This window comes from Cupriavidus sp. BIC8F (genome assembly GCF_032465815.1).
Taxonomy (GTDB): Bacteria; Pseudomonadota; Gammaproteobacteria; order Burkholderiales; family Burkholderiaceae; genus Cupriavidus; species Cupriavidus necator.
The window spans coordinates 1716492-1738982 of sequence record NZ_CP136094.1 but is presented as its reverse complement, the minus strand read 5'-3'; the positions used below and the strand labels follow the sequence as shown (position 1 = coordinate 1738982).

Genomic DNA, 22491 nt, shown 5'->3' with positions numbered 1-22491 from the left:
CTTATCAATGCGTTTTCTCCCATCCCTCGCCAGCGCGCGCCGGAGCAATCACTACATGTCGGACCTCATGCCGGACCTGATGCCGGACTCCACGTTGCAAGCCACCGCGGGCGGCCTCCCGATCGCTTTTCCAGGCGCCGTTTCGCGCACAGCGCTCGCGGCTGGCGCCCTGGCCCGGTTTTTCCAGGCGCCGCGCCGCCATGCGCGTGCGCTGGCCGCCTCGGCATTGCTGGCCCTGGCTGCCGGCACCAGCCACGCCGCGCCGCCTGCGAGCGCCATGCCATTGCCATCGGCACTGCAGCTGGCCGCGGCAGAAGGCGAGCGCCCCGCCGCCAGCAAGCCGGCACGCAGCGCGCTGCCGTCGCTGGAGCTGACCGACGACATCGTCTATATGGTGCTGGCCGCGGAGATTTCCATGCAGCGCGGCCTGGTCGGCCCGGCCTACCGGGCCTACATGGAACTGGCCCGGCAGACCCGCGACCCGCGCTTCGCGCAGCGCGCTACCGAGATCGCCTTCAATGCGCGCATCCCGCAGCAGGCGCTGGACTCCGCGCGCCTGTGGAAGGAGATTTCGCCGACTTCGCCCGCGGCAACGCAGGTGCTGTCGACGCTGCTGGTGCTCAACGGCCGCTGGGACGATGCCCGACCCCTGCTGCAGCAACAGCTGGCGGCGGTGCCGGCTACCCATCGCGGCGAGGCCATCCTGCAGCTGCAGCAGCAGCTGTCGCGCACCAGCGATCCGGCCGGCGCGGCCACACTGCTGCAGGACCTGACCAGGAATGACACCAAGCTGCCTGAAACGCAGCTGGCCCTGGCCCGCGCCAGGGAAGTCGCCGGCGACGAGCCGGGCGCGCTCGCCGCGCTCGACCAGGCGCTGCGGCTGCGCCCGGACTATGAAGCGGCCGCGCTGATGGCTGCCGAGCTGCGCGCCGAGAAGCAGCCCGACGAAGCCGTCGCGATCCTGAAGCGCTTCCTGGACAAGTCGCCCGATTCGGTCAACGGCCATATCACGCTGGCGCGGCTGTACCTGCTGCGCAATGACATGCAGTCGGCCCGGCAGGAGTTCGAGACCCTGCGCAAGGTAGCCCCGGGCGACCCGCGCGTGCCGCTGGCATTAGGCCTGACCAGCCTGCAGGCCAAGAACTACGGCGAGGCCGAGCAGTACCTGAAGGAATACCTGCAGCTGGTCGAGAAGCAGCCCACCGCCAACCCCGACATTGCCTACCAGTACCTGGCGCAGATCGCCGAGGAGCGCAAGGACTACGCCGGCGCCATCCAGTGGCTGGACCGCATCGAGGACATCCGGCTGGCGCCCGCGGCCACCGCCAAGCGCGCGCAGCTGCTGGCGCGCATGGGCAAGCTCGACGACGCCCAGGCGCTCTTCGGCGAGATGCTCACCGACGCCGAGGACATCCCCGATCCCGGCCAGCGCACGCAGCGCGTGACCGCCATCCGCCAGGCCGAGGTGGCTACGCTGATGGAAAGCAAGGCCTATGACCGCGCCCGCAAGCTGCTCAACGACCGGGTCACGGCCGAGCCCGACAACGCCGACTGGATCTACGAGCTGGCCATGCTCGACGAGCGCCAGAAGCGCTACGACAGCATGGAAAAGGGCCTGCGCAAGGTGATCGCGCTGCAGCCGCAGCAGAAGCAGGGCTACAACGCGCTGGGCTACTCGCTGGCCGACCGCAACGAGCGCCTGCCCGAGGCGCTCAAGCTGCTCGAGCGTGCCTCCGAGCTGGGGCCGGATGATCCGTACATCATGGACAGCCTGGCCTGGGTCAAATTCCGCATGGGCGACCTGCGCCCGGCGGCCGACCTGCTGCGCAACGCCTATTCCAAGGCGCCCGAGGCCGAGATCGGCGCGCACCTGGGCGAGGTGCTGTGGCAGCTCGGCGAGCACGACGAAGCGCGCAAGACCTGGACCGAGGCCGTCCGGGTCGATCCCGAGAACGAGACCCTGGTCGACACGCTGCGCCGCTACAAGGTCAACGTGCAACTGTCCAAGTAACCCCGCCCGCCGCGGCCCGCAGCCCGGGTCCGCAGCGCCGGATTCCCGTCAGCCGGCGGCCGCCGCCGCGCCGCCGTTCTTACGACCAAGCCCATGAACCGATCCCGACGCCTGGCGCTCCTCTGCCTTGGCGCCCCGCTGCTGCTGCAGGCATGTGCCAGCGTGGCACCGTCGCGCAGCTTTGATGGCGACCAGGCCGCCGCCAGCCAGCAATACACCGGCCGCTTCTCCGCCAACTACGTGCGCTACGGGCGCGACGAAGGCGTGCAGGGAAGCTTCCGCTGGGAAGAGCAGGGCCGCAATGTGCGGCTGGACCTGGTGTCCCCGCTTGGCCAGACCCTGGCCGTGGTGACCGCCACGCCGTCCGGCGCCACGCTCGACCTGCCCAACCAGCCGCCGCGCAACGCGCCTGAGGTCGACACCCTGATGGAAGAAGCGCTTGGCTTTGCGCTGCCGGTGTCCGGCATGCGCGACTGGCTGCACGGCCGCGCCACCAAGGGCGCGCCCGCGCGCACCACGCGCGACGAACAGGGCCGGCTGGCCACGCTGGCGCAGAACGGCTGGACCGTGCGCTATGTCGCCTGGCAGGAAGCGGCCGCCCAGGTGCCGCGCCGCATCGACCTGGCGCGCGACGCCGGCAGCAATCCGCTGTCGGTGCGCCTCGTGATCGATCCCCAGACGCCGTGAACCACGCCATGCACCGCAGCCAACCCCTGCCCCCGCCCGAACTGCGCGACTGCCCCGCGCCGGCCAAGCTCAACCTGTTCCTGCACGTGACCGGCCGCCGCGCCGACGGCTACCACACGCTGCAGACCGTGTTCCAGCTGGTCGACTGGTGCGACACGCTGCATTTCCGCCGGCGCGACGACGGCGTGGTCGCGCGCGTCACAGACGTGCCCGGGGTGCCGGCCGAAACCGACCTGGTGGTGCGCGCCGCGCGCGCGTTACAGGCGGCCACCGGTACCACGTTCGGGGCCGACATAGCCATCGACAAGGTGCTGCCGATGGGCGGCGGCATCGGTGGCGGCTCGTCCGATGCGGCCACCACGCTGCTGGCGCTGAATCACCTGTGGGGACTGGGCCTCGCGCGTGCCGAACTGATGCGCATCGGCCTGGCGCTGGGCGCCGACGTGCCGGTGTTCGTGTTCGGCCAGAACGCCTTTGCACAGGGCATCGGCGAGGACCTGACGCCAGTCGAGTTGCCCGACAGCTGGTTCGTGGTCATCCACCCGAAACAGCATGTCCCCACCGCTGAAATTTTTTCGGACGAGTGCTTGACAAGGGATACGCCGCTCTCCATAATTGCGGTCTTCGCTGCTCGCACAAACAAATTCGATTTCGGTCGCAACGACCTGGAACCGATAGCAACAGCGAAGTTCGGCGAAGTCGCCCGAGCCCTAGCATGGCTGAAGCAACACAATCAGCATGCCAGGATGACCGGTTCCGGAGCCTGCGTGTTTGCGCGTTTTCCCGACGCGGCAACAGCGCGGCAGGTTTTGGAAAGGTTGCCACCCGAATGGGATGGCAGGTGTGTGCGCAGTCTGGCACGTCATCCGCTCGCAGCGCTCGCGTAGCAAGTTTTCGTTCGGCGCGGTACGGCAGTCTGGTACCACGAAGAACGGCCCGGTTGTGTAGGGGAGTCGCCAAGTTGGTCAAGGCACCGGATTTTGATTCCGGCATTCGAAGGTTCGAATCCTTCTTCCCCTGCCATTACATTCCTATAGTGTCCTTACGGACCCTCTGTATCAGTCACCGGCTTTGCCGGTGACGCCAAGCTCCCCCAGCAGCAAGACAGGTGCCCCGAATGAGCAGCGAAGGCTTGATGGTATTTACCGGCAACGCCAACCCCAAACTCGCGGAGGCTGTCGTACAGCACCTCGGCATTCCTCTGGGCAAGGCGTTGGTTGGCCGTTTCTCCGACGGCGAAGTTCAAGTTGATATCCAGGAAAACGTTCGCGGCAAGCACGTCATCGTGCTGCAGTCCACCTGCGCGCCGACCAACGACAACCTGATGGAGCTGATGGTGATGGTCGACGCGCTCAAGCGCGCCTCGGCACGCAGCATCACCGCCGCCATGCCCTACTTCGGCTATGCCCGCCAGGACCGCCGCCCGCGTTCGGCGCGCGTCGCGATCTCGGCCAAGGTCGTGGCCAACATGCTGGAAGTCGCCGGTGTCGAGCGCGTGCTGACGATGGACCTGCACGCTGACCAGATCCAGGGCTTCTTCGATATTCCCGTCGACAACATCTACGCTTCGCCGGTACTGCTGGGCGACCTGCGCGAGAAGAACTACGGTGACCTGCTGGTGGTGTCGCCGGACGTCGGCGGCGTGGTCCGTGCCCGCGCACTGGCCAAGGAACTGAACTGCGACCTGGCGATCATCGACAAGCGTCGTCCCAAGGCCAACGTGGCCGAGGTGATGAACATCATCGGTGAAGTCGACGGCCGCAACTGCGTCATCATGGATGACATGATCGACACCGGCGGCACGCTGTGCAAGGCCGCCCAGGTGCTGAAGGAGCGCGGCGCGCTGAAAGTCTTCGCCTACTGCACGCACCCGGTGCTGTCGGGTGGCGCGGCTGCCCGCATCGCGGACTCGGCGCTGGACGAAGTGGTGGTGTGCGACACCATCCCGCTGTCCGAAGAAGCCGCCAAATGCACCAAGATCCGCCAGCTCTCGACCGCCCCGCTGCTGGCCGAGACCTTCACCCGCATCGTCAAGGGCGACTCGATCATGTCGCTGTTTGCGGGTTCCTGATAGAATTTAGGGCTTTACTGCGTTGATCGCCGTTTTTCAGCGATCAACGTGCCCTGATCGGCGCATCATTTTCTGTTTGCGCCGCAACGAGGCTGTCTGGTCGCGGACAGCCTTCTTACATTTGGAGTCATCATGAAAGTTGTCGCTTTCGAGCGTAGCGTACAGGGAACGGGTGCGAGCCGCCGCCTGCGCAATTCGGGCAAGACCCCCGGCATCATCTACGGCGGCGCCGCCGAACCGAAGATGATCGAACTGGATCACAACGCGCTGTGGCACGCCCTGAAGAAGGAAGCGTTCCACTCGTCGATCCTGGAACTGGAAGTCGCTGGCAAGTCGGAACAGGCCCTGCTGCGCGCATTCCAGATGCACCCGTTCAAGCCGCTGGTGCTGCACGTCGATTTCCAGCGCGTGTCGGCCAACGACAAGATCCACGTCAAGGTGCCCCTGCACTTCATGAACCAGGAAACCGCTCCTGGCGTGAAGCTGGGCCACGGCATCGTCAACCATATCGTGAATGACCTGGAAGTGTCGTGCCTGCCGGCCGACCTGCCCGAGTTCATCGAAGTGGACCTGGCCGCCGTCGAGCTGAACCAGACCGTCCACCTGTCGGACATCAAGCTGCCGAAGGGCGTGACCGTGATCACCCACGGTGACGACAACCCGGCCATCGCCAGCATCTCGCAACCGGCTGGTGCGGTGTCGGAAGCTGCCGAAGGTGGCGAAGCCGCTGGCGAAACGCCGGCTGCCTAAGCTGCAGCAGCGGTTGCGGCCTGCCGGCCGCGCCACGAAGAAACCGCCGCTTCTTGCGGCGGTTTTTTTTCGCCCGGCAGCCGTCTGCCGGTTTTTCGGTATCCTTGGCGCTTGTGGCGCAGCCTTGCGCGCCAACGACCCAGTCAAACGCATGATCAAGCTCATCGTCGGCCTCGGCAATCCCGGTGCGGAGTACGAGGCCACCCGACACAACGCCGGCTTCTGGCTGGTGGACCAGCTGGCCCGCATGGGCGGCGCCACGATGCGCGTGGAGGGCCGCTTCCACGGCCTGGCCGCGCGTGCGCGGCTGTGGGACCAGGACATCTGGCTACTCAAGCCATCGACCTTCATGAACCGCTCCGGCCTGGCCGTGGTGTCGCTGGCGCGCTTCTACAAGGTCCTCCCCGACGAGATCGTGGTCGCGCACGACGAGATGGACCTGCCGGCAGGCGCGGCCAAGCTCAAGCGCGGCGGCGGCGCGGGCGGCCACAACGGGCTCAAGGACATCTCGGCCCACCTGTCCACGCAGGACTACTGGCGCCTGCGCCTGGGCGTGGGCCATCCGCGCAACGCGCCAGGCGGCGCCGGCGCGGGCCGCGAGGACGTGGTCAACTTCGTGCTCAAGCCGCCTCGGCGCGAGGAGCAGGAAGCCATCGATGCCGCCATCGACCGCTGCATCGACCCGCTCGGCCTGCTGGCGCGTGGCGATGCCGAACGCGCCATGGCGCAACTGCATACCACGCGCTGACAAATACGCACATCCCTGCGACAACAGCATGAAAACGGGCCGCATCTGCGGCCCGTTTTCGTTTGGCGGCTCAAGGCTGCTGTTGCAGACAATATGTCATCAAAGTGCCATGGGCGGCACATACATTCCGTGGTTTCCAATCGCGTCGGTATCGCATGGTGGCCGATGCGCGTGACAACCCACAGGAGGAAGCCCATGTCGTACCTGACCGATGAAGCACGAGCCGCCAGCCGCGCCGCCAAGCCCGACGTTGACGTGCCAGGCCAGATGCTTGAAGACATCGTAGCCGCCAACCCGGCCCGCCGCCGGGTGCTGCGCGGCGGCCTTGGCCTGTCGCTGGCCTCGGCGTTCGGCAGCGGCCTGCTGGCCGCCTGTGGCGGCGATGACGATCCCGCACCGGCACCGGCACCAGCCCCCACGCCCGCACCCGCTCCGGCCCCCGCGCCCGCCGCGGTTGCCCCTAGCTACGACGTCACCTTCGAGCCGATCGCCAAGTCGACCGCCGATACCGTGGTCGTGCCCAACGGCTACAGCGTCGACGTGCTGTTCTCCGCCGGCGACCCGGTCGAAGCCGGCGCCACCGGCTATGCCGGCGCCTTCCAGTCCTCGGCCGAAACCGAGCGCCAGGCCGGCGGCAACCACGACGGCATGCACTACTTCGCACTGCCGGGCGTCGATCCGCAGAAGGGCGGCCTGCTCGCGATCAACCACGAGCTGCCGGACTACAACATCCTGTTCCCGACCGCCTACAACGCCGCCACCGCAAGCGCGGAGCAAAAGCGCATCGCCCTGTCGGCGGTGGGCATCTCGGTGATCGAAGTCGAACTGGCCGCAAGCGGCAAGTGGCAGGTCAAGCGCGACTCGATCCACAACAAGCGCTACACCGGCAACACGCTGTACCGCGTGGGCGGCCCGGCCGCCTCGGTGGTGGGCTCGACCGTGGTCGGCATGCTCAACAACTGCTCGAGCGGCTACACGCCGTGGGGCACCTACCTGACCTGCGAAGAAAGCACGGACAACTACATCGACCCGACCCAGGCCGACAACGGCTACGGCTGGGTGGTCGAGATCGACCCGTACGGCACGCTGGGCGCGCCGGCCAAGCGCACGGCGATGGGCCGCTTCGACCATGAGAACGTCGCCTTCCTGAGCGACGCCAGCAACAACGTCGCCTTCTATATGGGCGATGACGGCACGCCGGGCTGCATCTACAAATTCATCCCGAGCAAGGCCTTCGATCCGAACAACCGCGCCGCCAATGCCAACCTGCTGGACAGCGGCACGCTCTATGTGGCCAGGTTCAATGCCGACGGCAGCGGCCAGTGGATCGAGCTGACGCAGGGCAAGAACGGCCTGACCGTCGGCGCATCGGACCCGGGCAACTGGACCCAGTCGGCCGTCTCGCCGGCGCCGAGCACGGTCGACTTCACCAGCCAGGCCGACGTGCTGATCAACACCAAGTCGGCCGCGCGCGTGGCCGGCGGCACGCTGATGGACCGCCCCGAGTGGATCACGGCCGCACCGGACAAGACGCTCTACTGCACGCTGACCAACAACAGCGGCCGCCAGCAGACCGACACCGCCAACCCGCGCAAGAACAACCTGCACGGCCATATCGTCAAGTGGAACGAAGCCGGCAATTCGCCGCTGGCCACGACCTTCACGTGGAGCATCCTGCTGCAGGCTGGCGACCCGTCGCTGGCCACCGACAACCTGAAGGGCAATATCAACGGCGACACCTTCTCCAGCCCGGACGGCCTGCGCGTCGACCCCAAGGGCCGCCTGTGGGTGCAGACCGATTCCAGCACCAGCGCCACCTATAGCGGCACGTTCGGCAACAACAGCATGTACTACATCTCGCCGACGGGTCAGTCCCGGCGCTTCCTGGCGGGCCCGACCGGCTGCGAGATCACCGGCATTGCCTACACGCCGGACCTGACCACCTGCTTCATCAATATCCAGCACCCCACCGGCAAGTGGCCGGACGCGGCCAAGCCGCCGCGCTCGTCCACCATCGTGGTGCGCCGTAGCGACGGCAAGCCGATGGGTGCGTGACCGCGCAGTGTTGTAGGTAGTACCAGCAGTAACTGGGGAAAAGTTAAACCCCCGTCACCTTGCGGTGCCGGGGGCCTTTTTTGCCTGGCTGAAGCTGCGGGTCAGGCCGCGTGCTTGGCGGCCGTCAGCAGCCGGTAGCGCTGCATCAGGACCTCAAGCGTTTCGACGCGGTTCGGATCCTTGGGGATACAGGCGACCGGGCAGACCTGCTGGCATTGCGGCTCGTCGAAGTGCCCGACACACTCGGTGCACTTGTTGGGGTCGATTTCATAGATCTCGGGCCCCATCGAAATGGCTTCGTTCGGGCACTCGGGTTCACAAACGTCGCAGTTGATGCAGTCGTCAGTGATCATCAGCGCCATGGTGTTTCCTTCCTGCGGACACGCCCGCGCCCGACTGGCCGCGACTCGACGTATCTGAGTCTGCTATTTTATTCCGGTTTGCCGATTTTCTCTTGCAGCCAGCGTTCCACCGACGGGAACACGAACTTGCTGACGTCGCCGCCCAGCACCGCGATCTCGCGCACGAAGGTGCCGGAGATGAACTGGTACTGGTCCGACGGCGTCAGGAACATGGTTTCCACGTCGGGCAGCAGGTAGCGGTTCATGCCTGCCATCTGGAATTCGTACTCGAAGTCGGACACCGCGCGCAGACCGCGCACGATCACGCGCGCATTGTTGTTGCGCACAAAGTCCTTGAGCAGGCCGGAAAAGCCTTCGACGCGCACATTGGGATAATGCCCGAGCACTTCACGGGCAATGCCGATGCGCTCTTCGAGCGAAAAGAACGGGCGCTTGTTGGGGCTGTGCGCCACCCCGACCACCAGTTCGTCGAAGATGTTCGACGCACGGCGGACCAGATCCTCGTGTCCCCGGGTCATTGGATCGAACGTGCCGGGATAGACCGCGATGACCATACTTCCTCCTTGATCTGCCCGCTGCCGGCCATGGGCCGCCTCTTGCGCCGGCCGGACCGGCGTGGGTGCTGCGTCGCGAGCGTTGTGACAGCGGCGTAGTGTAACCCCAAATGCGCCACTTGGAAGTCGCCCGGTGCACCGTTTTGCCGCAGCGCAACCAGGAACCCGTTTCCCATTGAGGAAGGGGCCCTTCCTCAATGTGGAACAGGCGTACCCGGACAATCGCCCCAGGCTGGTGCATCAGCCAGCGCCGTTGCCCGGCACGCGATGCTGCAGCAGGTGGAAATGCACCGCGCCGGCGCGCGCGTGGCGGACGATTTCAAGCGATGCCGGCACCGGTGCGTCGGCGCCGGTCAGCGCATGGTCGGTCTCGACATAGACTGCGCCGCCGGGCCGTGACAGCCGCGCCGCATGCTCCAGTGCCGGCCCGATCCAGTCCTCGGCGAAGGGCGGATCCAGGAAGACCACGTCGAAGCTGGCATCGGGCAGCTGCGCGGCAATGGCAAAGGCATCGCCCTGCATCACGCGCACCTGGGCCGCGTCGAGCCGGTACTGGTTGTCGCGCAGCTGCTTGGCCACGCGCGCATTGGACTCGACCAGCGTGACCGCGGCGGCGCCGCGCGAGGCGGCCTCGAAGCCGAGCGCGCCGGAGCCGGCGAACAGGTCCAGGCATTCCAGCCCGGACAGGTCCTGGCCGAGCCAGTTGAAGAGCGTCTCGCGCACGCGGTCGGGCGTGGGGCGCAGGCCCTGGGCGTCGGGAACGGGCAGCAAGGTGCGCTTCCAGCGGCCGCCGATGATGCGGACCTGGGACGGTTCGTGGCGTGGTGCCTGGCGCGGTGCCTGGCGTGGCGACGCGGAAACGGGGGAACGCCCGCCGCTGGCAGCGGCAGGAGAGGCGAGTCGCCCGCCGGTGGCGGGCGTCGGCAATCGGGAACGCGAATTCATCCCGTGATTGTAGAGCCTGCGGGCCGGTTCGCCGCACGCGCCGGAGCCCCGGCGCGCATGACGGGCCCAAGCGGTGCCGGCATCACTGCCTGGCGGCGGTCGCAGGCGCTGCCACCGGGCCGCCGACGATCACCGTCGCCATGTTGTCAGGGCGCACATGGCGCTGGAAAGCGGCCCTGACCTGCTCGCGCGTGACCTTGCCGATCTGGGCGGTCCAGGTGTCCAGGTAATCCAGCGGCAGCCCGTACCAGCCGATATTGGCGACGTTGGTCAGCAGCTTGCGGTTGTTGTCGATGCGCAGCGGGAAACCGTTGATGAGGTTGTCCTTGGCCGCGCGCAGCTCTTTCTCGGTCGGACCCTCGGCGACAAAGCGCGCCAGCACCTGGCGCACCAGCGCCAGCGCTTCGTCGGTCTGCGCCTTCTTGGTCTGCAGGCTGATGCCGAACGGACCCGGCTGCTTGGACGGCGCAAAGTAGCTGTCCACGCCGTAGGTCAGGCCGCGCTTCTCGCGCACCTCGTCAGTCAGGCGCGAGCTGAAGCCGCCGCCGCCCAGCACGTAGTTGCCCACCAGCAGCGCGAAGTAATCGGGGTCGCCGCGGGCAATGGCCGGCTGGCCGATGGCCACGCTGGACTGCTGTGCCGGGTGCGGCATGCGCTGCTCGCTCGGGGCGATGTTCAGGCGCACCTGCGGCATGGCCGGCGCCGCGCTGCCGGGCGGCAGCCCGCGCGTGAGCTGCTCGGCAATGGCTTCGGCCTGCTTGCGGTCGACCGCGCCGATCAGCGTCACCACCGCGCGCTGCGCGCCGTAGTTGTCGCGCCAGAACCTGACGATGTCGTCGCGCGTGATCGACGCCACGCTGTCCGGGGTCGCGGCCACGCCGTAGGGGTGGTCGGGATACATGGCCTTGGCCAGCGCCTTGTCGGCGATCACGCCGGGCTTGGCGTCGGCTTCGCGGATGGCGGTGATCAGGCGCTGCTTCTCGCGCCCGACCACGGCGTCCGGGTAGGTCGGCGCCTTGATCAGCTGCTCGGCCAGCGCGACCGACTGGTCCAGCTCCGGCTGCGCGGTCAGCGTGCGCAGCCCGATGCCGCCGCGGTCGCCGCCGGCGGCGCCGCCAAAGGCGGCACCGGTATCGGCAAAGCCATCGGCGATCTTCGCTTCATCGCGCGCCGGCTGGCCCTCCAGCGCCGCGGCGCCCTTGTCCAGCAGCGCGGCGGTCAGCGTGGCCAGCCCGGCCTTGCCCGGCGGGTCATAGCGGCTGCCGGCGTCGAAGTCGATATTGACGTCGAGCATCGGGATCGACGGGCTGTGCACGAAGAACACCTTGGCGCCGGTGGACGCGGTCCAGTGCTCGATCGGGATCGCGGCCTGCGCCAGTTGCGTGGCCAGCAGGACGACGGCGCCCAATGCGGCGCCTGCCAGTTTGCGCAGCGCACGCTGCGGGGTGGTGACGTACTGAGTCATCGCCTTTCCTCAGTGGCGCAGGCCCGACGGGGCCTGGGGCTTGGGCTTGTTCGGATCGATCGGCTGCGGCACCAGCGTGGCCACGGTCAGGTTGTCGTCGTTGAAATACTTCGCGGCGACTGCCTGCACCTGCGCCGGCGAGACAGCCTTGATCTTGTCGAGCATGCGGTCGATCTGGCGCCAGGAGATATCCGAGATCTCGGACACGCCGATTTCCATGCCCTGCCCGAACACCGAATCACGCTTGTAGATCTGGCCGGCCACCACCTGCGCCTTGACGCGCTTGAGCTCTTCCGGCGACACGCCTTCCTTGGCGATGCGCTGGACCTCGGCGCGCAGCGCGCGCTCGATCTCGTCGGTGTTGTGGCCCGCCGCCGGCGTGCCGTCGAGCACGAACAGCGACTCGCCGCGGTTGATGCTGTCGTAGCCGACGTTGACGTCGTCGGCCAGGCGCTGCTCGCGCACCAGTTCGCGCGTCAGGCGCGCGTTGTCGTAGCCGTTGAGCACGGCCGACAGCACCTCAAGTGCGTAGGGGTCGACGTCCTTCTCGATATCACGCAGGCGCGGCACCTTGTAGGCCATCACCATGTACTGGTTCTCTGCCGGCGCCTTGACCCAGATGCGCTTGATGCCCTTTTGCGCCGGCTCTTCCTGGTCCTTCCGCAGCGGCAGCGTGCGCGGCTTGACCTTGCCGTAGTAGCGCTCGGCCAGGGCGCGCACTTCCTCGGCCTTGACGTCGCCGGTGACAATCACCATGGCGTTGTTGGGCACGTACCAGTGGCGGTACCACTCCTTGACGTCGTCCACGCGCATATTGACCAGGTCGTCCATCCAGCCGATCACCGGGTGGCGGTACGCGGCGGCGGTGTAGACCGTGGCCAGCAGTTGCTCATAGACGGTGCCGCGCGCGGAGTCGTCGGTGCGCAGGCGGCGTTCTTCCATCACCACCTTCATCTCGCGTTCGAACTCGTCCTTGGTGATGATGAGGTTGGCCATGCGGTCGGCCTCCAGCTCCATCATCCTCGGCAGGTACTGCTTGCCGATCTGCTGGTAGTACATGGTGAAGTCGCGGTTGGTCATGGCGTTCTCACGCCCGCCCAGCGCGGCCACCTGCTTGGAGAACTCGCCCACGCCGACCCTGGGCGTGCCCTTGAACATCATGTGCTCGAGCATGTGCGCCACGCCAGTGGTGCCGCTGACCTCGTCGATGCCGCCCACGCGGTACCAGATCTGGTGCGCCACCGTGGGGGCGCGGTGATCTTCCTTGACGATCAGCCGCAGCCCGTTGGACAGGCGGTATTCAGTCGTGCCCTGCGCGGTCGCGCCGGCCAGGGCGGTCTGCGTGCCGGGCCTCGGCGAGGGCACGGCTTCCTGCGCCCCCGCCGGCATCGACCAGGGCAGCAAGGCCAGCAGCAGCGTGGGAATGACACGCCGCGCAAGACGCGCGGCGCGGGCAGGAAGCTGATTGGAAGGTTGTGAGAGGCGTTGGATGCGCGTTTGGACGCAGGCTTTAGTGCCTTGTGCGCCCGCAGCGGTCAGGACAGCGCAATGGTTCATGCGACCCCGTCTGCTAGAATTTTGCCGATCGACTCACGTGCGCAAGACTGCGCGCATGAATCTGCCATGTAGCGAACTATACGCAATCGCCGGCCGGGACCACAACGGTTTCTCCCCAGCCATCGCGACGCCTGCGTAACCCATTGATTTATAACCGGTTGCCTGCTGGCATTGGCTGCCGCCAGGGTATCGGCCCCGGTATTGACTCCATTCCCCAATGTTTAGTTTCTGGAAGAAGCGCAAGGCCGAGCCCGCGCCCGTCGAGGCGCCAGCCCCGGCCCCCGCTCCGGTCGAGGTCCCCGCCCCCGTACCGGCACCGGTCCCCGCGCAAGTGCCACCCCCTGCCCCAGCGCCCGTGGCAGTCCCGATTCCCTTGCCGGCGCCCGCACCGGCCGAAGCGCTCGAGCTGGTCCCGCCGCCCGCCCAGACCGCTGAAGCGAAGCAGGGCTGGATGCAGCGGCTGCGCACCGGCCTGTCCAAGACCAGCCGCAACATCGGCACGCTGTTCGTCGGCGTCAGGGTCGACGAGGCCCTGTTCGAGGAACTGGAAACCGCTTTGCTGATGGCCGATGCCGGCGTCGAAGCCACCGAATATCTGCTGGGCGAGCTGCGCAAGCGCGTCAAGGCCGAGCGCATCGAGACCGCCGAAGGCGTCAAGGCGGCACTGCGCGAGCTGCTGACCCAGCTGCTGCGCCCGCTGGAAAAGACCATGACGCTGGGCCGAGAGCAGCCAATGGTGATGATGATCGCGGGCGTCAACGGCGCCGGCAAGACCACCAGCATCGGCAAGCTGTGCAAGCACTTCCAGCGCTATGACCAAAAGGTGCTGCTGGCCGCCGGCGACACCTTCCGCGCCGCCGCGCGCGAGCAGCTGACGATCTGGGGCGAGCGCAACAACGTCACCGTGGTGGCGCAGGAAAGCGGCGACCCGGCGGCGGTGATCTTCGACGCCGTCAATGCGGCCAAGGCGCGCGGCATCGACATCGTCATGGCCGACACCGCCGGCCGCCTGCCGACGCAGCTGCACCTGATGGAAGAGCTCAAGAAGGTCAAGCGCGTGATCAGCAAGGCCATGCCGAGCGCGCCGCACGAGGTGCTGCTGGTGATCGACGCCAACACCGGGCAGAACGCCCTGCAGCAAACCCGCGCCTTCGACGACGCGCTGGGCCTGACTGGCCTGATCGTGACCAAGCTCGACGGCACCGCCAAGGGCGGCATCCTGGCGGCGATCGCGCGCCAGCGCCCGGTGCCGGTCTACTTCATCGGCGTGGGCGAGAAGGTGGAAGACCTGCAACCGTTCAAGGCGGACGAATTCGCCGACGCGCTGCTGGGGTAAGGCCCGGCAACCCGCGCCAAGCAAAACGCCCCGGTAGTGCCGGGGCGTTTTGCCTTGCAGGCCTGCGAACGCTTATTCCGCGTCGGGCTGCGACTTCGGCTGCGCCTTCTGGAAGGCAGGCAGCTCCATGCAGGTTTCATAGATCCTGGCGATCGCCGGGTAGCGGGCCAGGTCGATATTGAAGCGCTGCGCGTTGAACACCTGCGGCACCAGGCAGATATCGGCCAGCGTGGGGGTGTCGCCAAAGCAGAAGCGCCCGGCCTTGCCGCCGCGCTCCAGGTTGGCCTGCAGCGATGCAAAGCCCAGCTCGATCCAGTGGTGGTACCACGCGTCCTTGACCTCGTCGGTCACGCCCACTGTGTGCTTCAGGTACTTCAGCACGCGCAGGTTGTTCAGCGGGTGGATCTCGCACGCGATCTCCTGGGCCAGTCCGCGCACGTAGGCGCGGTCCAGCGCCGTGCCGGGCAGCAGCTTCGGCTCGGGGTGGATCTCGTCCAGGTACTCGACGATGGCCAGCGATTGCTGCAGCACGTGCTCGCCGTCGACGAACGCCGGCACCAGGCCGTCAGGGTTCACGGCGCGGAATTCCGGCTTGAGCTGCTGGCCGCCTTCCTTGAGCAGGTGCACCGGCACATAGTCATAGGACAGCCCCTTGAGCTCCAGCGCAATGCGCACGCGGAACGAGGCCGAGCTGCGGAAATAGCTGTAAAGCTTGAGCATCGGATCAGACTACCTTGATGGTGAGATCGCCCACGCCGCCGACGTGGCACTGCATGACATCGCCCTTGACCACCGGGCCCACGCCTTCAGGCGTGCCGCTGAAAATCAGGTCGCCCGGCTGCAGCTCGAACAGCTTCGACAGGTACGACACCATCTCCGGCACCGACCAGATCAGGTCGGACAGGTCGCCGCGCTGCTTCTCCACGCCGTTGACCGCCAGCGTCACCGCGCCCTTCTCCGGATGGCCGATGGCCGACACCGGCACGATCGGGCCGATCGGCGCGGACTGGTCGAAGGCCTTGCCGGTCTCCCAGGGGCGGCCGGTTTTCTTCGATTCGTTCTGCAGGTCGCGGCGGGTCATGTCCAGGCCCACGGCGTAGCCGAACACGTGGCCGGCTGCCTGGTCGACCGGGATGTCGCGGCCGCCGTTGCCGATCGCCACCACCAGCTCCACTTCATAGTGGCAGTTGCTGGTGCCCGGCGGATACGGGAAGGCGCCTTCGGTGCCGTCGGCGACATAGCTGACAGCATCGGACGGCTTGCAGAAAAAGAACGGCGGCTCGCGGTCGGGGTCCGAGCCCATTTCACGGGCGTGGGCAGCATAGTTGCGGCCGACGCAGTACACGCGCCGGACCGGGAAGCTAGCGTTGCTGCCGCGCACCGGCACGCCAACGGGCGCGGGCGGGGCGAACACGAATTCGGTCATGCTTCTCTCCAGATTTGTTCTGATCGGTGCTGCGGCGCAGGGATGCGGGGTTGCGGGATGCAGCCACTCGCGGCGTCGCCAGCAGACGCGCCCGGCGCAGCAGGGCAACAGGATACACCGCGAGAGTTGCCTCTGCGTACGACCGCATACAATGAATCCAGGCATCCTCGCAGCGCCACCGCACCAGACTGGCGCAGGTGACCGGATACTTACCCGGCGCGAATCTTGCATGGCGCACTGCAACAGAGCCTAGCCATGACACGACGCCACCCGCCCCCATCGTCTACCCCCGCCGCACCTGGCCCTTCCACTGCCGGTGGCCGGGTGTTGCGGATCCTGCTCGTGCGAGACCCGCATGATGCCGACCCGCTGAACGTCGAGACCATCCGCGGCGGGCTGGTGAGCGCGGGCTTTACCGAGATCCAGATCGTCGATGCCGACCTGCGCCTGCCGGATGTGATCACGGCCACCCAGCCCGACATGCTGATCATCGCGTCTGAATCCGCCGCGCGCGACACCATCGAACATGTCTGCGTCTCGACCCAGCATGCGCCGCGCCCGATCGTGCTGTTCACCGACAACGACGACAGCCAGCGCATCAAGGCAGCGCTGACGGCGGGGATCACCGCCTATATCGTCGACGGGCTGCGCGCCGAGCGCGTCAAGACCGTGCTCGACGTGGCCTACGCGCGCTTTGAACTGGACCAGCAGCTGCGCGCCGAGCTCGATGCCACCCGGCTCAAGCTGGCCGAGCGCAAGGTGGTCGAGCGCGCCAAGGGGCTGCTGATGCAGGCACGCGGCCTCAGCGAGGACGAGGCCTACAAGCGCCTGCGCAGCATGGCGATGGAGCGCGGCCTGAAGCTGGTGGACGCGGCCCAGCGCGTGATCGACGTGATGGGCTGAGCCGCTCGCGCCTGCCAGCCGTGGTGCGCTGCCGCACACGACTGGTGCAATGCCCGCTCCTGGCGCTGCCGCGCGGCGTCACCTCTCTCCCCTGCTTCCCCGAATGCGGCGGCGGCGACCGCGCGCGCACCGCATCCGGCCATTTCCTCCCGATCCGTCAAAAATCCGCCCTCGAATGCTGCGCTGCACAGGCTGGCACACGCCTTGCGTTATGCAGGTATCGGCCAACGGCGGCCGACCAACAATTTCGGCGGGCACGGCCAACGCGGGCTGCGCCACGCCACGGACAACGGCGTCCCTGCGCCGCACCGGTCTTCTGGCGAAGCCGGTCGCGGCAGGGACGCCTTTTTTCTTGGAGCCATGCAATGCCCTCTCGCCTCAGGATTGCCAAGCCGCTGCACGCAGCCGTCCACGTTTCCGACGCGGCTGCCGACGCCGTCCCGGCCAGCAGCGGCCGCCGCCGCGTGCTGGCCACCATCGCCGGCGCCAGCGTGATGACGCTGGTCGATCCGCTGGTGCGCGCCGGTGCATGGGCTGCGGGCTCGGACGCGCCGGAGAAGACCGACGTGCGCATCGGCTTTATCCCGCTGACCGACTGCGCCTCGGTGGTGATGGCCGCCACCCTCGGGCTGGACAAGAAGTACGGCATCAAGATCACGCCGACCAAGGAAGCCTCATGGGCCGGCGTGCGCGACAAGCTGGTCAATGGCGAGCTGGACGCGGCGCACGTGCTGTACGGCCTGATCTACGGCGTGCAGCTGGGCATCGGCGGCCCGAAGAAGGACATGGCCGTGCTGATGAACCTGAACCACAACGGCCAGGCCATCACGCTGTCGTCCAAGCTCGCCGAGAAAGGCGTCAAGGACGGCGCCAGCCTGAAGGCGCTGATGATGAAGGAGAAGCGTGACTACACCTTCGCCCAGACCTTCCCCACCGGCACGCATGCGATGTGGCTGTACTACTGGCTGGCGGCCAACGGCATCAACCCGATGCAGGACGCCAAGGCGATCACGGTGCCGCCGCCGCAGATGGTGGCCAATATGCGCGTGGGCAATATGGACGGCTTCTGCGTGGGCGAGCCCTGGGGCGCGCGCGCCATCGCCGACAAGATCGGCTTCACCGCCGAGACCACGCAGGCCATCTGGAAGAGCCACCCCGAGAAGACCCTGGGCACCACCGCGGAGTTCGTGCAGAAATACCCCAACACCGCGCGCGCGATGGTGGCCGCGGTGCTGGAGGCATCGAAGTTCATCGATGCGTCGGCCTCCAACCGCCGCAAGACCGCCGAGACCATCGCCGCCAAGTCCTACGTCAACACCGACATGGATATCATCCTGGACCGCATGCTGGGCCGCTACACCAACGGCCTGGGCAAGACCTGGGACGACCCCGACGCGATGAAGTTCTACCAGGACGGCAGCGCCAACTACCCGTACCTGTCCGACGGTATGTGGTTCCTGACCCAGCACAAGCGCTGGGGCCTGCTGAAGGAACATCCGGACTATCTCGCCGTGGCCAGGCAGGTCAACCGCATCGACGTCTACAAGCAGGCCGCCGCCGCCGCCCAGGTGCCGCTGCCCAAGAGCGACATGCGCAGCGCCAAGCTGATCGACGGCGTGGTCTGGGACGGCAAGGACCCCAAGGCCTACGCCGACGGTTTCAAGATCAAGGCCTGACGCAAGCCTTTCCCCACTGATCCGCAGTGCCCCTGACAAAAGGAGCCAGACGTGAATGCCATAGCCCACACCACGCCCGATGGTGCCACCGTAGCCGCCAGCGCCGACCCCGACACCAAGGAGCGGGTGCGCCGGCGCGAGCAGGAAATCGCCGCGCAGGCCCGGCGCGCGCAACGCCGCGAAGCGCTGGCCGCGCTGGTGCTCAAGGCCGTGCCGCCGGTGCTGGGCTTTGCCCTGTTCGTGCTGGCCTGGCACGGCATCGCCACGATGATCCCGGCCATCCCCACGCCGCAGGCCACATGGAACGCCGCGGTGCCGCTGTTTGCCGACCCGTTCTACCGCAACGGGCCCAATGACCAGGGCATCGGCTGGAACGTACTGGCATCGCTGGCGCGCGTCGCGGCGGGCTTCGGCCTGGCCGCGCTGGTCGGCATCCCGGCCGGCTTCCTGATCGGGCGCTTTGCCTTCCTGAACGCGATGACCGCGCCGGTAATCAGCCTGCTGCGCCCGGTCTCGCCGCTGGCGTGGCTGCCGATCGGCCTGCTGCTGTTCAAGGCGGCCAACCCGGCCGCGATCTGGGCGATCTTTATCTGCTCGATCTGGCCGATGGTGATCAACACCGCGGTGGGCGTCACGCGCGTGCCGCAGGACTACCTGAACGTGGCGCGCGTGCTGGACCTGTCGGAATGGAAGGTGTTCACGCGGGTGCTGTTCCCCGCGGTGCTGCCCTACATGCTGACCGGCGTGCGGCTGTCGATCGGCACCGCGTGGCTGGTGATCGTCGCGGCCGAGATGCTGACCGGCGGCACCGGCATCGGCTTCTGGCTGTGGGACGAATGGAACAATCTGAAGGTCGAGCACATCGTGATCGCGATCTTCGTGATCGGCATCATCGGGCTGCTGCTGGAGCACGCGCTGCTGGCGCTGGCCCGGCGCTTCAGCTACGGCACCAACTGATACGTGGGGAGAATCGCCATGGACAAGTTCGTCAGCATCGAAAAAGTCGGCCAGACCTTCAAGACCCGCAAGGGACCGTTCGTCGCCCTGCGCGATATCAACCTGCATATCGCCGAGGGCGAATTCATCACGCTGATCGGCCATTCCGGCTGCGGCAAGTCCACGCTGCTGAACCTGGTCGCGGGACTGGCCACGCCCACCACCGGCGCGCTGATCTGCGCCGGGCGCGAGATCGCCGGGCCGGGGCCGGAGCGCGCGGTGGTGTTCCAGAACCATTCGCTGCTGCCGTGGCTGACGTGCTTCGAGAACGTCTACCTGGGCGTGGAGCGCGTCTTTGCCGCCAGCGAGAGCAAGCCGCAGCTCAAGGCGCGCACGCAAGACACGCTGGCGCTGGTGGGCCTGACGCACGCCGAGAACAAGTACCCGCATGAAATCTCCGGCGGCATGAAGCAGCGCGTGGGCATAGCCCGCGCGCTGGCGATGGCGCCCAAGGTGCTGCTGATGGACGAGCCCTTCGGCGCGCTCGATGCGCTCACGCGCGCGCACCTGCAGGACGAGCTGATCAAGATCGTGGCGCGCACCCGCAGCACGGTGGTGATGGTGACCCACGATGTCGACGAGGCCGTGCTGCTGGCCGACCGCATCGTGATGATGACCAACGGCCCGGCCGCGACCATCGGCGAGATCCTGAAGGTGGGCCTGCCGCGCCCGCGCGACCGCGTCGCGCTGGCCGACGACAAGGCCTACCACGCCTGCCGCACCGCGGTGCTGGACTTCCTCTACCGCAAGCAGCGCAACCCGGCGCTGCAGGAAGCCGCGTAGTGTCCTCAGGAGGCGATGCGCGGTGACCGGCGGCGGTGGGCGCGGCGGCCTGGCTCCGCTATCATGAACCCAGAACAGACTACCCCCACGCCGCCATGACCACGCCAGCCACGTCCTTCCCTGCTGCCCGCTATATCAAGGAGATCGGCCGCGGCGTCAACGGCGCGCGGGCGCTGCCCCGCGAAGACGCGCAGGCCCTGTTCGACGCCATGCTGGCCGGGCGCGTCTCGGACCTGGAGCTTGGCGCCATCCTGATGGCCTACCGCATCAAGGGCGAGGCCCCGCACGAGCTGGCCGGCATGCTGGAAGCCGCCCATGCGCACTGCCAGCCGCTGCCGGCGCCGCCTGACCGGCAGGTGGTGGTGATCCCCAGCTACAACGGCGCGCGCAAGCAACCCAACCTGGTGCCACTGCTGGCGCTGCTGCTGGCGCGCGAAGATGTCCCCGTGCTGGTGCACGGCACGCGCCTGTTCAATGGCCGCGTGACCAGCATGACGCTGTTCGAGGCGCTGGGCGTGCCCTTGTGCGTGACTACCGACGAGGCCTCGGCACGGCTGCGCGAGGGCAGCGACCTCGGGCCGCTGGCGGTGCTGCCGGTGGATGTACTGTCGCCCGGGCTGTCGAAGCTGCTGGAGCGGCGCACCGTGATCGGCCTGCGCAATTCGTCGCATACGGTGGCCAAGATGCTGCAGCCAGTGGGCGAGCATTCGCCCGCCGAAGGGTTGCGCCTGTATAGCTACACTCACCCCGAATACCGCGAGACGCTGACCGACTACTTCTCGCATGAGCCCGCCAACGTGCTGCTGGCACGCGGCACCGAGGGCGAAGTGGTGGCCGATGCGCGCCGCACCAGCCGCATCGACTGGCTGCATGAGGGGCACCAGCAGACGCTGGTCGATCCGGCCGTGGGTTCACTGGCCGAAGTGCCTGAACTGCCGCCTGGCAGCGACGCCGGCCAGACCGTGGCCTGGATCCGGCGCGTACTGGAAGGAGCGGCGCCGGTGCCGGCACCGATCGCGATCCAGGTCGAGGCCATCCGCGAATGCCTGCGGCAAGGCACCCACGTGACCTGGGCCAGCCCGGTCTGAGCCAGCCCCGGGACCGCTGTCAGGCCCTGCGCGGGGGCAGCGGGATGCGCTCGGTCTCGCCCGGCACGTGCGGGAACTGATCGTCCTCCCAGCGCTGGGCGGCGGCGTCGATCGCCACCTTGCTGCTGGCAACGAAATTCCAGTAGATAAAGCGGTGCCCGTCGGTCGGGTCGCCGCCCAGCAGCATCACGCGCGACGGCGCCGTGGCCGTCAGCGTCGCGGGCTGGCCCGGCGTGAGCACCACCATGTGCTCGGCCGGCAGCGGCTCGCCGTCGAGCGCCACCGCGCCATCCACCGGATAGATGCCCCGCTCGGCATGTTCGGCAGGGATCTCCACGCTCGCGCCCGCATCCAGCTCGATCGCCACATACAGGGTGCGGCTGAAGACCTTGACCGGAGAGACCTGGCCAAAGGCATCGCCCGCAATCACCACCATGCGCACGCCCGGCCGCTCGATCCGCGGCAGCGTGGCGGCGGGATGGTGGAAGAACGACGGCTCGGCACCCTCATGCTCCTGCGGCAGTGCCACCCAGGTCTGGATGCCGTGCAGGCGGGCACCGGCGGGGCGCACATGCTCGGGCGAGCGTTCCGAGTGCACGATGCCACGCCCGGCGGTCATCCAGTTGACGTCGCCCGGGCGGATCGCCTGGTCGCTGCCCAGGCTGTCGCGGTGGATGATCTCGCCCTCGAACAGGTAGGTGACCGTGGCCAGCCCGATATGTGGATGCGGGCGCACATCAGCGCCGGCGCCCGGCGGCAGCTGCACCGGCCCCATATGGTCGAAGAAAATAAACGGCCCGACGGTCTGGGTAGCGGCGGCCGGCAACAGCCGGCGCACGGTAAAATCGCCCAGGTCGCGCACATGCGGCTTGAGCAAGTGTTCGATAGCAGACATAACTCCTCCAGTGGAATAAGAGAGGCTCGCAAGGATGCCAGCGCGCTGCAGTTGGGTCGAGTGTAGCCGCTGCTGCAACAAATCATTGCAGCAGCGGGCAGAACCCCTGTGCCCCGCACCGCTCTAACATCCAGTGCGCCGAACCGTGGGTATCGTTTCCGCCGCTCGAAGTGGTAAGTAGCT

At 67.5% G+C, this 22491-nt stretch carries 21 protein-coding genes and 1 tRNA gene; 14 read left to right on the top strand and 8 right to left on the bottom strand.

The genetic code is table 11. The features are described from left to right. Positions 1-55: 55 nt before the first annotated feature. The 8 genes from RS901_RS08185 (at position 56) to RS901_RS08150 (ending at position 8322) form a co-directional block, all read left to right on the top strand. A complete protein-coding gene (locus RS901_RS08185; protein ID WP_316152760.1) occupies positions 56-2011 on the top strand; it encodes a tetratricopeptide repeat protein in 1956 nt (651 codons plus the stop codon). 93 nt (positions 2012-2104) lie between these two features. Then, positions 2105-2698, top strand: coding sequence for a lipoprotein insertase outer membrane protein LolB (gene lolB / locus RS901_RS08180; protein ID WP_013955465.1), 594 nt, complete (start codon positions 2105-2107; stop codon positions 2696-2698). Positions 2699-2706: 8 nt separating this feature from the next. Beyond that, positions 2707-3585, top strand: coding sequence for a 4-(cytidine 5'-diphospho)-2-C-methyl-D-erythritol kinase (ispE, locus tag RS901_RS08175; protein ID WP_316153422.1), 879 nt, complete (start codon positions 2707-2709; stop codon positions 3583-3585). A gap of 59 nt (positions 3586-3644) precedes the next feature. After that, positions 3645-3721: transfer RNA gene (locus tag RS901_RS08170), tRNA-Gln, on the top strand. Positions 3722-3815: 94 nt separating this feature from the next. Beyond that, entirely contained in the window at positions 3816-4769 is a 954-nt protein-coding gene (locus RS901_RS08165; RefSeq protein ID WP_010814374.1) for a ribose-phosphate pyrophosphokinase, read from the top strand. Between the two features lie 132 nt (positions 4770-4901). Continuing rightward, positions 4902-5519, top strand: coding sequence for a 50S ribosomal protein L25/general stress protein Ctc (locus RS901_RS08160; protein ID WP_316152755.1), 618 nt, complete (start codon positions 4902-4904; stop codon positions 5517-5519). A gap of 151 nt (positions 5520-5670) precedes the next feature. Further along, complete coding sequence (gene pth / locus RS901_RS08155; RefSeq protein WP_013955462.1) at positions 5671-6267, top strand: aminoacyl-tRNA hydrolase; 597 nt, start codon at positions 5671-5673, stop codon at positions 6265-6267. Positions 6268-6462: 195 nt separating this feature from the next. Beyond that, positions 6463-8322, top strand: a complete 1860-nt coding sequence (locus RS901_RS08150) for a PhoX family phosphatase (protein WP_316152750.1) — start codon at positions 6463-6465, stop codon at positions 8320-8322. A 101-nt stretch (positions 8323-8423) separates the two neighbouring features. On the opposite strand, the gene RS901_RS08145 is transcribed toward RS901_RS08150, so the two are convergent. The 5 genes from RS901_RS08145 to RS901_RS08125 all read right to left on the bottom strand — a co-directional run bounded on the left by RS901_RS08145 (position 8424) and on the right by RS901_RS08125 (position 13205). Further along, positions 8424-8684 carry a YfhL family 4Fe-4S dicluster ferredoxin gene (locus RS901_RS08145; RefSeq protein WP_316152749.1) on the bottom strand — a complete coding sequence of 87 codons (261 nt, stop codon included), beginning with the start codon at positions 8682-8684 and terminating at the stop codon, positions 8424-8426. Between the two features lie 68 nt (positions 8685-8752). Further along, the gene (coaD, locus tag RS901_RS08140) at positions 8753-9238 is read right to left on the bottom strand and encodes a pantetheine-phosphate adenylyltransferase (RefSeq protein ID WP_010814369.1); all 486 of its coding nucleotides are present in this window, start codon (positions 9236-9238) and stop codon (positions 8753-8755) included. A gap of 240 nt (positions 9239-9478) precedes the next feature. Beyond that, positions 9479-10183, bottom strand: a complete 705-nt coding sequence (gene rsmD, locus RS901_RS08135) for a 16S rRNA (guanine(966)-N(2))-methyltransferase RsmD (protein WP_316152746.1) — start codon at positions 10181-10183, stop codon at positions 9479-9481. An 82-nt stretch (positions 10184-10265) separates the two neighbouring features. Then, positions 10266-11648 (bottom strand): pitrilysin family protein, encoded by a 1383-nt coding sequence (locus RS901_RS08130; RefSeq protein WP_316152745.1) that lies wholly within the window; start codon positions 11646-11648, stop codon positions 10266-10268. Positions 11649-11657: 9 nt separating this feature from the next. Then, complete coding sequence (locus RS901_RS08125) at positions 11658-13205, bottom strand: pitrilysin family protein (protein ID WP_316152743.1); 1548 nt, start codon at positions 13203-13205, stop codon at positions 11658-11660. 217 nt (positions 13206-13422) lie between these two features. Between RS901_RS08125 and ftsY the strand changes: the two genes are divergently transcribed. Beyond that, a complete protein-coding gene (ftsY, locus tag RS901_RS08120; protein ID WP_316152741.1) occupies positions 13423-14541 on the top strand; it encodes a signal recognition particle-docking protein FtsY in 1119 nt (372 codons plus the stop codon). Between the two features lie 72 nt (positions 14542-14613). On the opposite strand, the gene maiA is transcribed toward ftsY, so the two are convergent. Next, a complete protein-coding gene (gene maiA, locus RS901_RS08115; protein WP_316152738.1) occupies positions 14614-15261 on the bottom strand; it encodes a maleylacetoacetate isomerase in 648 nt (215 codons plus the stop codon). Positions 15262-15265: 4 nt separating this feature from the next. Then, positions 15266-15967: a fumarylacetoacetate hydrolase family protein gene (locus RS901_RS08110; protein ID WP_316152736.1), complete on the bottom strand. Its 702-nt coding sequence runs from the start codon at positions 15965-15967 to the stop codon at positions 15266-15268. Between the two features lie 255 nt (positions 15968-16222). Between RS901_RS08110 and RS901_RS08105 the strand changes: the two genes are divergently transcribed. The 5 genes from RS901_RS08105 to ybiB all read left to right on the top strand — a co-directional run bounded on the left by RS901_RS08105 (position 16223) and on the right by ybiB (position 21413). Further along, the gene (locus RS901_RS08105) at positions 16223-16870 is read left to right on the top strand and encodes an ANTAR domain-containing response regulator (RefSeq protein ID WP_316152734.1); all 648 of its coding nucleotides are present in this window, start codon (positions 16223-16225) and stop codon (positions 16868-16870) included. A 365-nt stretch (positions 16871-17235) separates the two neighbouring features. Beyond that, positions 17236-18546: a CmpA/NrtA family ABC transporter substrate-binding protein gene (locus tag RS901_RS08100; protein ID WP_013955453.1), complete on the top strand. Its 1311-nt coding sequence runs from the start codon at positions 17236-17238 to the stop codon at positions 18544-18546. Positions 18547-18597: 51 nt separating this feature from the next. Further along, the gene (gene ntrB / locus RS901_RS08095; protein WP_316152731.1) at positions 18598-19503 is read left to right on the top strand and encodes a nitrate ABC transporter permease; all 906 of its coding nucleotides are present in this window, start codon (positions 18598-18600) and stop codon (positions 19501-19503) included. An 18-nt stretch (positions 19504-19521) separates the two neighbouring features. Further along, positions 19522-20325 carry an ABC transporter ATP-binding protein gene (locus RS901_RS08090; protein WP_316152729.1) on the top strand — a complete coding sequence of 268 codons (804 nt, stop codon included), beginning with the start codon at positions 19522-19524 and terminating at the stop codon, positions 20323-20325. Positions 20326-20420: 95 nt separating this feature from the next. After that, positions 20421-21413 (top strand): DNA-binding protein YbiB, encoded by a 993-nt coding sequence (gene ybiB, locus RS901_RS08085; RefSeq protein ID WP_316152727.1) that lies wholly within the window; start codon positions 20421-20423, stop codon positions 21411-21413. A 19-nt stretch (positions 21414-21432) separates the two neighbouring features. Here ybiB and RS901_RS08080 read toward each other — a convergent pair whose 3' ends face one another. Next, positions 21433-22308, bottom strand: a complete 876-nt coding sequence (locus RS901_RS08080) for a pirin family protein (RefSeq protein ID WP_316152725.1) — start codon at positions 22306-22308, stop codon at positions 21433-21435. Positions 22309-22491: the final 183 nt, after the last annotated feature.

Bases quoted from the DNA above. Each gene is read 5' to 3' on its own strand.
- pth (WP_013955462.1), top strand. From the start codon at position 5,671: ATGATCAAGCTCATCGTCGGCCTCGGCAATCCCGGTGCGGAGTACGAG.
- RS901_RS08185 (WP_316152760.1), top strand. From the start codon at position 56: ATGTCGGACCTCATGCCGGACCTGATGCCGGACTCCACGTTGCAAGCC.
- RS901_RS08090 (WP_316152729.1), top strand. From the start codon at position 19,522: ATGGACAAGTTCGTCAGCATCGAAAAAGTCGGCCAGACCTTCAAGACC.
- RS901_RS08130 (WP_316152745.1), bottom strand. From the start codon at position 11,648: ATGACTCAGTACGTCACCACCCCGCAGCGTGCGCTGCGCAAACTGGCA.
- ybiB (WP_316152727.1), top strand. From the start codon at position 20,421: ATGACCACGCCAGCCACGTCCTTCCCTGCTGCCCGCTATATCAAGGAG.
- coaD (WP_010814369.1), bottom strand. From the start codon at position 9,238: ATGGTCATCGCGGTCTATCCCGGCACGTTCGATCCAATGACCCGGGGA.
- lolB (WP_013955465.1), top strand. From the start codon at position 2,105: ATGAACCGATCCCGACGCCTGGCGCTCCTCTGCCTTGGCGCCCCGCTG.
- rsmD (WP_316152746.1), bottom strand. From the start codon at position 10,183: ATGAATTCGCGTTCCCGATTGCCGACGCCCGCCACCGGCGGGCGACTC.
- maiA (WP_316152738.1), bottom strand. From the start codon at position 15,261: ATGCTCAAGCTTTACAGCTATTTCCGCAGCTCGGCCTCGTTCCGCGTG.
- RS901_RS08160 (WP_316152755.1), top strand. From the start codon at position 4,902: ATGAAAGTTGTCGCTTTCGAGCGTAGCGTACAGGGAACGGGTGCGAGC.
- RS901_RS08145 (WP_316152749.1), bottom strand. From the start codon at position 8,684: ATGGCGCTGATGATCACTGACGACTGCATCAACTGCGACGTTTGTGAA.
- RS901_RS08125 (WP_316152743.1), bottom strand. From the start codon at position 13,205: ATGAACCATTGCGCTGTCCTGACCGCTGCGGGCGCACAAGGCACTAAA.
- RS901_RS08080 (WP_316152725.1), bottom strand. From the start codon at position 22,308: ATGTCTGCTATCGAACACTTGCTCAAGCCGCATGTGCGCGACCTGGGC.
- RS901_RS08165 (WP_010814374.1), top strand. From the start codon at position 3,816: ATGAGCAGCGAAGGCTTGATGGTATTTACCGGCAACGCCAACCCCAAA.
- ispE (WP_316153422.1), top strand. From the start codon at position 2,707: ATGCACCGCAGCCAACCCCTGCCCCCGCCCGAACTGCGCGACTGCCCC.
- RS901_RS08100 (WP_013955453.1), top strand. From the start codon at position 17,236: ATGCCCTCTCGCCTCAGGATTGCCAAGCCGCTGCACGCAGCCGTCCAC.
- RS901_RS08150 (WP_316152750.1), top strand. From the start codon at position 6,463: ATGTCGTACCTGACCGATGAAGCACGAGCCGCCAGCCGCGCCGCCAAG.
- RS901_RS08110 (WP_316152736.1), bottom strand. From the start codon at position 15,967: ATGACCGAATTCGTGTTCGCCCCGCCCGCGCCCGTTGGCGTGCCGGTG.
- RS901_RS08105 (WP_316152734.1), top strand. From the start codon at position 16,223: ATGACACGACGCCACCCGCCCCCATCGTCTACCCCCGCCGCACCTGGC.
- ftsY (WP_316152741.1), top strand. From the start codon at position 13,423: ATGTTTAGTTTCTGGAAGAAGCGCAAGGCCGAGCCCGCGCCCGTCGAG.